This is a genomic window from Amycolatopsis mediterranei, from assembly GCF_026017845.1.
Classification (GTDB): Bacteria; Actinomycetota; Actinomycetes; order Mycobacteriales; family Pseudonocardiaceae; genus Amycolatopsis; species Amycolatopsis mediterranei.
Window position 1 is genome coordinate 9,798,720 of record NZ_CP100416.1, and the last position, 7,959, is coordinate 9,806,678.

Here is a 7,959-nt window from a genome sequence, read left to right on the forward strand (position 1 = left end):
AGCGGGATCCGCCCGCGGTGATCAACGGATTTTCTGCAGCACCACGCGCGTGCTCAGCCGCGGTTCGGCGTAGGAGTGCGACGCCTCCAGGACGTACTCGCCCGCGATGTGCTGCCAGCCGTCGCGCCAGACTTCGGCCGATCTCGGCGCGATGACGATGTCGGTGTCGACGGCCTGGCCGGGCCGGGCTTCGACGCTCGCGAACCCGGCCAGCCAGCGCTGCGGCCGGTCGCCGCGCTCGGTCGGGGCCAGGTAGAGCTGCACGACCTCGCGGCCCGTGCGCGTTCCCGTGTTGCGCACGCGGACCCGGACGCGCGCGCCGCCTTCCTCGTCCGGGTAGGCGTCGAGCTCCTGGTACGCCCAGGTCGTGTAGCCCTGGCCGTGACCGAACCAGTACGCGGGTTGCCGGCCGGCGCGGGCCCAGGCGCCGTAGCCGATGTACACGTCTTCGCCGTACTCGAGCACGCCGTCTTCCGGCGTCACGTCGGTGACCGGCGCGTCTTCGAGCTTGGCCGGCCAGGTCGTCGGCAGGCGGCCGCCGGGCTCCTCGCGGCCGAGGAGGACGTCGGCGAGCGCGGCACCGCCGGCCTGGCCGGGAAACCAGGTGAGCAGCACCGCGGCGACGTCGTCGCGCCACGGCATCTCCACCGGGGAGCCGGCGTTGACGACCACGACGGTGTTCCGGTTCGCTTCGGCGACCCGCGCGACGAGTTCGTCCTGGCGGCCGGGCAGAGCGAGGGACGTCCGGTCGAAGCCTTCGCTCTCGACCTCGGCGGTCGTGCCGACCACGACGATCGCGACCTCCGACTTCGCCGCCAGTGCCACGGCTTCGTCGAGGCTCGCGTCCGGGTCGAGGACCGGGCCGCGGTGGCCGAGCGCGAAGGTGACCCAGGCGAACGTGCCCCTGGCGAATTCCGCCATCTCCGACGGGATCCAGTAGGTCAGGCTGATGTCGACCGGCTCGCCCGCGGTCAGCTCGAGCTCCCGGCGCTGTTCGTGCACCTGCATGATGGACGTGAAGATGTCCCCGCCCTCCGGCAGGTTCACGCCGTCGAAGACGGTCTGGCCGGCGACGGTGAGGCGGAGGTCGCCGGGGCCGGTGACGCCGAAGGTGTGCGTGCCGCTTTGCTCCGGGAGGAACGTGCCGGCGATCTCGACCGAGGCGAGCGCGCCGATGTCGAGGCCGGCCGGCAGTTCGCCGATCCAGTCGATCCTGGCTTGGCGCAAGGAGAATTCCGCGAGTTCGGCGCCGTCGGCGGCGCGGGCCGTCGCGCGGAGCCGGAAATTGTCGGTGACATCCGGGGCTTCGCCCCAGGTCGGGGGCTTCGCCACCCGAGGCCCCCAAGAAATGTCGGTGGCGGTCGGTAACGTCGTCCGCGGATCGGCACCGGGGGCATAACCGAGCTCGGTGCCCGGGGGAATGGCCGCTTTCAGGCCGTCGAGAGGGGAGACGATGTGATCGGGGAACACGGTGGCACTGCCCCCGCCGAGGATCTTGGGGTCCGCGGCGAGCGCACCGATGAGCGCGATGCTCTGCGGCTCCCGCAGCGGCAGCACGCCGGTTTCGTTGCGGAGCAACACGAACGACCGGTGCGCGACCTCGCGCGCGATCGCGTCTCCGTCCACATCGGACCCTTTCGGCGCGGAGCTCCCGCCGAGCGCGCCGGTCCGGTCGGCGAGCAGGAGCACGCGGCGGACCATGGCGTCGACGACGGCTTCATCGACTTCGCCGCCGCGAACGGCTTCGGCGAGCCGTTCGCCGAACACCGTGCGGGGGCCGGGCATGGCCACGTCGAGGCCGCCGTTGGCGGAGGCGACGGTGTCGCGCGCGGCCAGCCAGTCGGACACGACGAAGCCGTCGAAGCCCCATTCGTCGCGCAGCACGCCGTTGAGCAGTTCGGCGTGCTGGGTCATCGTGACGCCGTTGACGCAGTTGTAGGCGGCCATGATCCCCCACGGCTTCGCGCGCCGGACGATGAGTTCGAACGGCGCGAGGTAGAGCTCGCGCAGGGCGCGCTCGCGGACGCGCACGTCGACGGTGAAGCGTTCGGTCTCGAAGTCGTTGGCGACGAAGTGCTTGACCGTGACGGCGACCCCGCCGTCCTGCACGCCGGTCACGTAGCCGGCGCCGATCATCCCGGTGAGGAGGGGGTCTTCGGAGTAGCACTCGAAGTGCCGGCCGCCCAGCGGCGAGCGCTGGAGGTTGATCGTCGGGGCGAGCAGCACGTGCACGCCCTTGCGCCGGGCTTCCTGCGCGAGCAGCCGGCCGGCGCGCACGGCCAGCCGCGGGTCCCAGCTCGCGGCGAGCGCCGTCGGGCTGGGCAGGGTCACCGAGGGGTCCTCCGGGCTCCAGCGCTTCCCGCGAACGCCGACCGGGCCGTCGGAGAGGACCATCGACGCGAGCCCGATCCGCGGCAGCGCGGGAAGGGACCAGACGTCCTGGCCGGCGAGCAGGCTCGCCTTGGCGTCCAGGTCGAGCTCGGCCAGCAGCGCTTCGACGTCGAAGCTCATGCGCATCCTCCGCGGTCGGTCCTGCCGTCACCCTACCTGGCGGTGAGTAGTGAACGTTATGTTTCCGTGACGCTCACTGCCGTAGGCTCGGGATCATGACCCGGGCCAGGGGCGCCGACCGCCGAGCGAGCATCGTCCGCGCGGCGTTCGAGGTGATCGCCGAGCGCGGCTACCGAGGCACGTCGCTGGCCGCGGTGGCCGAGCGCGTCGGGCTGACGCAACAGGGGCTGATGCACTACTTCCCCGCCAAGGAAGACCTGCTGACGGCGGTGCTGGAGACCCGCGACGAGTGGGACCTGCTGCACTTCGGCCACGCCCGGGAGGGCGACCCGTCGGCGATGACCGTGAACCAGCTGGCGGACCTGGTCGACTACAACGCAACCCGCCCGGGCATCGTCCAGACGTACACGGTGCTTTCGGCGGACAGCGTCACGGAGGACCACCCCGCCCGGAAGTACTTCCAGGACCGCTACGCGCGGGTGCGGGCGGGCATGACGCAGATGCTCGAGCGCCACCGCGACGAACTCCCGCCGGGTACCACCCCGGAACAGCTGGCCCCGCTGGCCATCGCCATCCTCGACGGCCTCCAGCTGCAATGGCTCCTCGACCCGGCGGAGGTCGACATGTCCGCCGGGTTCCGCACGTTCCTGACCCTGCTGGGCGTGAAGCCGGACTGACTCAGCGGGTCGAACCGGGGCCGGCCAGCGCGTCGACGTCGTTGGCGTGCATCGGCTCGCCGCAGTGGGCGCAGCGCAGGTCCACGCTGCTGATTTCGCCGCACGCGTGGTGGCGGTAGAGCACCGGGGGGCCGGCCTCGCCCGCCAGCCACTTGTCGCCCCAGCGAGTCATCACCAGCAGCATGTCGACCAGCTCGGTGCCCTTCTCGGTCAGGACGTATTCGTAGCGCGGCCGGCGGTCGTAGGGACGGCGCTCGAGCACCTGCTCGTCGACCAGGTGCTTCAGCCGCTCGGTGAGGACCTTGCGCGAGATGCCGAGGTCCGCCTGGAGCTGTTCGAACCGGCCGACCCCGGCCCAGACGTCCCGCAGGATCAGCGGTGACCACGGTTCGCCGATGACGTCGAGCGTGCGCGCGATCGAGCACGCGGCCAGTTCGCTGAAGTTCGTGCGCTGCATGAGGCCAGTTTAGCACTCGGGGTTCCCTTAAGGAACTTGAGCTGTTACGGTTTCGGAGTCTCCTGAAGGAACCCAGAAGGGAAGTCACGATGAGCAAGGTCTTCAGCGCCCACGCCGTGTCGGTCGACGGCTACCTCACCGGCCGCGGCGCCCGCCCGGGTCAGGGCCTCGGCGACGGCGGGACGCTCTTCGACTGGTACACCGACGGGGACACCCGCAGCCGGGTCTTCGACTTCTTCACCCTCAGCGAGCCGAGCGCCCGCGTCTTCGACTCGCTCGCCGGCCGGGTGGGCGCGATCGTGGCGGGCCGCAACACCTACGAAGACTCGGAACACTTCGGTGGCGGCAGCCCGCACCCGAACGCCCCGCTCTTCCTGGTCAGCCACCGGCCCGCGCCGGAGCTGACCGAGCGGCAGACTCTCGCCGGCAACGTCGAAGACGCGATCGCGGCGGCCCGCGAGGCGGCCGGCGGCAAGGACGTCGGCCTCATGGGCGGCGGCGTGCTGGCCTCGGCGCTGCAGGCCGGACTGGTCGACGAAATCGTGCTCCACCAGGTCCCGGTCCTGCTCGGCGGCGGCCGATCGTTCTTCCAAGAGCTGCCGTCACACGTGCGGCTCCGCCTGCTCGAGGCCGTGGCCGCGCCCGGCGTCACGCACCTCCACTACGCCGTCGCCTGAACCGCTACCCCAGTAAGGAACCGACCATGCTCGACACCGACGTCCGCCGCATCCTCGCCACCACCGCGATCGGTCACCTCGCCACCGCCCTGCCCGACGGCGCGCCCCACTCGGTCCCGGTCTGGGTCGACGCGGAGGGCGACCGCATCGCCATCCTGACCGGCCCGGACACGCGCAAAGCCCGCAACCTGCGGCGTGACCCGCGCGTCGCGCTCTCGCTGACCTCGCCGGACAACCCGTTCGAACCGGTGATCATCCGTGGCCGGGTGGCCGAGTGGATCGAGGGTGACGCCGCCTGGGAGATCGTCGACCGGATCGCGGCCAAGTACATCGGGAGGCCGTACACGCGGGAGCAGCAGCGGGTGGTCGCGCTCATCGAGGTCGAGCGGCAGAGCGTCGGCATGTGCTGACGGATCGGTCCTGTCCGAGCGCTCACCGCGGCTGCGGCCGGGCCGCCACCGCGCGCAATCGCTGCAGCGTGCGCAATGTCGTCTCGAGGTCCGCCAGTGGCACCTCCGCCGCCACGTCCTCCGCCCACTCGACCTGCGCCTCGCCCAGGGCCCGCATCGCGTTGCGAGCCCGCCGCGTCAACGACAGCAGCGGCGCCCGCGCGTCGGCCGGGTTGGGCAGGCGGTCGAGCATTCCGTTGCGCAGCAGGCGGTTCACCGTTTCCTGCACGCTCTGGCGGCGCAGTCCGCGGCGGCGCGCCACCTCGGCGGCGGTCGCCGGGCCGTCCTCGAGGAAACCGAGCACCTGCCACTGCGCCGCCGTCAGCCCGACCGGCTCGGTCAGCGCGTCGCCCGCGGCGAGGAAACCGCCGTTGCACGCGAAGACCGCGTCGATCACGCGGGTGAACGTCTCGGCTCGATGCGACCGCATGCGTGCTAGTCTCGCACATCGACAGGTACCTGTCGAAATGGAGACGACCATGAACATGCCCCGCCTCGGTCCCGCGCACGAATCGCTGAAGGCGTTCGTCGGCGACTGGACCGGCACGGAGGAACTCGCCGCCTCGCCGTGGGCGCCGGCCTCGACCGCGCGTGCCGACTGCGAATACCGCTTGGCCCTCAACGGTTTCGCCGTGATCCAGCACTACCGGCAGCGCCGCGAGGACGGGTCCGAGTTCCTCGGCCACAACGTCTTCACCGCCGACCCGGCCACCGGCGAGACGCTCTGGTACGGCTTCGACAGTTACGGCTTCCCGCCCGAGTCGGCCGCCCGCGGTACCTGGGCCGGCGCGACGTTGACCCTGGAGAAGCGGACCGCGCGCGGGGTGGCCCGGCACCGGCTCACGCCCGACGGCGGGACGCTGACGCACGAAATCGACGTCCGGATGGGTGAAAACCCCGAGTACAGCCCGTTTTTGCGCGCGCGGTACACCCGGAAGGACCAGTAGCCGGCCCGAAACTGTCGGACCCCCGGAGTACAGATGGTGGGGTGTCCGGAACCGCCGAGCCGCCCCCGCTGATCGGGGTCGAAAACGTCAAGATGCCCGAGTGGGCGCGCGTCGACGAACGCGTGGCCGCCGCGGGCTTCGGCCAGGCCGTGCGCGCGCTGCCCACCGCGATCTCGGTCGTGCTGCGGCTGGCGTGGCGGACGTCGCCGCGGCTGACGCTGCTGGCCGCCGTCGTGCACGTCGTGTCCGGCTGCGTCACGGCGTTCGGGCTGCTCGCCACCGCGAACGTCTTCACCGCACTGCTCGAACAGGGCCCGACCCCGGAACGCGTGCTGCAGTCGTTGCCGGCGATCGCGGTCGTCACCGGGTCGTACGCGGCGCGCGCGGTGCTGGACGCGGCCGTCGCCGCCGTCGAAGGCGCGCTCCGGCCCCGGGTCACCGCGGCGGCGGACGACGCGGTGACGGCCGCGGTCGTGCGCGTCGGGCTGATCGCGTTCGAGGACGCGGACTTCCGCGAGCTGGCCCGGCAGGGCGCGCGGTTCGGGGTGCGGGCCATCGAGACGAGCCTGCGGCGGCTGGCCGACCTGACGTCTTCGGTGATCTCGCTGGCGGCGGCGATGATCACGGCCGGGCTGCTCAACCCGTGGCTGGCCCCAGTGCTGCTGCTCGCGGCGGCGGCCGACGGCTGGGCCGCCGCGCGCGTCGCGAAGCTGAACTACCGGCACTTCCTGGACACCGTCGGGCGCAACATCCGCAAGTCGGTCGTCGAAGAGGTCGCCACCTGGCGCTCGATGGCCCTCGAACGGCACGCGCTGACGCTGCAGGAGCCGCTGCTCGGCGAGTACCGGCGCATCTCGCGCAGCCTCACGCGTGAGGAGGTCCGGCTGGCGCACCGGAGCAACCTGGTGCGCACCAGCGGGCGGGCGGCGGCCGGCTTCGGCACCGCCCTCGCGTACCTGGTGCTCGGGTGGCTGCTCTACACCGGCGCGATGGAGCTGGCGCTGGCCGGCACGGCGGTGCTGGCGATGCGCACGGCGTCCACGTCGCTGTCCAACACCATGCGCGCGGTCAATTCGCTGTACGAAGACTCCTTCTACATCGGGTTCTACAACCAGCTGCTCGCGGAATCCCGGAAGCGGCAACCGCCGCCGGCGTCGGTCACCGCGCCCGCCGACCCGGCCGAGATCCGGCTGGACGGCGTCTCGTTCACCTACCCGGGCCGGGACAGCCCGGCGCTGCGGGACGTCTCGGTGACGATCCGGCGCGGCGAGGTGGTCGCACTGGTCGGCGAGAACGGCTCCGGCAAGACCACCCTCGGCAAGCTGCTCACCGGGCTCTACCCGCCGGACGAGGGCACGGTCCGCTGGGACGACGTCGACCTCGCGCGGGCGGATCCGGCCTCGGTGCACGCGAACATCGCGGTGATCGCGCAGGAACCGGCGGAGTGGCCGATGACGGCGGCGAACAACATCACGGTCGGCCGCCTCGGCCGGCCGGACCCGGACAGGCAGGCGTGGCGGGAAGCGACCGACTACTCGGGCGCGGACGAGGTGATCAGCTCCCTGCCCGCAGGGGAAGACACCGTCCTGTCGAAGAAGTTCGACGAGGGCCACGACCTTTCCGGCGGCCAGTGGCAGCGCATGGGCATCGCCCGCGGCATCTACCGCGACGCCTCGGTCCTGGTGGCCGACGAACCGACGGCGGCCCTCGACGCCCGCGCCGAAGCCCGCGTGTTCGCCGGGCTGCAGCACGCGAGCCGCTCGGACCGCGGCCGCCGCACGACGGTGCTGGTGACGCACCGGCTGGCCAACATCCGCTCAGCCGACCGGATCCTGGTGCTGGAGAAGGGAAGACTGATCGAAGAAGGCACCCACGACGAGCTGATCCGCGCGGGCGGCGTCTACCACGAGCTGTACGAGATCCAGGCCCGCGCCTACCGCAACGGACAGCCCTGACCGCCCACCGCCCCACACACCTGCGCCCAGCCAGTCGGCCCACGTACCCAGCCGGTCGGTTCGCGTACCGGGAGGGTCGGCCCACGCACCCAGCCGGTCAGCCGCGCACCCAGCCGATCAGCCCGCGTATCCGGTGGCCGACTCGCCGGCCGACCGTCCACTCCAGACACGCGAGTCGACCCTCCAAGCACGCGAGCCGACCCTCCAGACACGCGAGCCGACCCTCCAGACACGCGAGCCGACCCTCCAGACACGCGAGCCGACCCTCCAGACACGCGAGCCGACC

At 71.9% G+C, this 7,959-nt stretch carries 8 protein-coding genes; 5 read left to right on the forward strand and 3 right to left on the reverse strand.

Going from position 1 to position 7,959, the window contains the following annotated elements:
- Window positions 1-21 precede the first annotated feature (21 nt).
- Window positions 22-2,511, reverse strand: a complete 2,490-nt coding sequence (locus ISP_RS44475) for a glycoside hydrolase family 3 protein (protein WP_013230337.1) — start codon at window positions 2,509-2,511, stop codon at window positions 22-24.
- Between the two features lie 95 nt (window positions 2,512-2,606).
- Between ISP_RS44475 and ISP_RS44480 the strand changes: the two genes are divergently transcribed.
- Window positions 2,607-3,188 carry a TetR/AcrR family transcriptional regulator gene (locus ISP_RS44480; RefSeq protein ID WP_013230338.1) on the forward strand — a complete coding sequence of 194 codons (582 nt, stop codon included), beginning with the start codon at window positions 2,607-2,609 and terminating at the stop codon, window positions 3,186-3,188.
- Between the two features lies 1 nt (window position 3,189).
- Here ISP_RS44480 and ISP_RS44485 read toward each other — a convergent pair whose 3' ends face one another.
- Window positions 3,190-3,645: a winged helix-turn-helix transcriptional regulator gene (locus tag ISP_RS44485; RefSeq protein WP_013230339.1), complete on the reverse strand. Its 456-nt coding sequence runs from the start codon at window positions 3,643-3,645 to the stop codon at window positions 3,190-3,192.
- 89 nt (window positions 3,646-3,734) lie between these two features.
- Here ISP_RS44485 and ISP_RS44490 point away from each other — a divergent pair, with 89 nt between their 5' ends.
- Window positions 3,735-4,322 carry a dihydrofolate reductase family protein gene (locus ISP_RS44490; protein WP_013230340.1) on the forward strand — a complete coding sequence of 196 codons (588 nt, stop codon included), beginning with the start codon at window positions 3,735-3,737 and terminating at the stop codon, window positions 4,320-4,322.
- Between the two features lie 26 nt (window positions 4,323-4,348).
- The gene (locus ISP_RS44495) at window positions 4,349-4,732 is read left to right on the forward strand and encodes a PPOX class F420-dependent oxidoreductase (protein ID WP_013230341.1); all 384 of its coding nucleotides are present in this window, start codon (window positions 4,349-4,351) and stop codon (window positions 4,730-4,732) included.
- Window positions 4,733-4,754: 22 nt separating this feature from the next.
- Here the strand turns inward: ISP_RS44495 and ISP_RS44500 are convergent, their stop codons facing one another.
- Window positions 4,755-5,201 carry a MarR family winged helix-turn-helix transcriptional regulator gene (locus ISP_RS44500; RefSeq protein WP_013230342.1) on the reverse strand — a complete coding sequence of 149 codons (447 nt, stop codon included), beginning with the start codon at window positions 5,199-5,201 and terminating at the stop codon, window positions 4,755-4,757.
- A gap of 49 nt (window positions 5,202-5,250) precedes the next feature.
- Here ISP_RS44500 and ISP_RS44505 point away from each other — a divergent pair, with 49 nt between their 5' ends.
- Complete coding sequence (locus tag ISP_RS44505; RefSeq protein ID WP_230468629.1) at window positions 5,251-5,718, forward strand: DUF1579 family protein; 468 nt, start codon at window positions 5,251-5,253, stop codon at window positions 5,716-5,718.
- A gap of 41 nt (window positions 5,719-5,759) precedes the next feature.
- Window positions 5,760-7,673: an ABC transporter ATP-binding protein gene (locus ISP_RS44510; protein ID WP_013230344.1), complete on the forward strand. Its 1,914-nt coding sequence runs from the start codon at window positions 5,760-5,762 to the stop codon at window positions 7,671-7,673.
- Window positions 7,674-7,959: the final 286 nt, after the last annotated feature.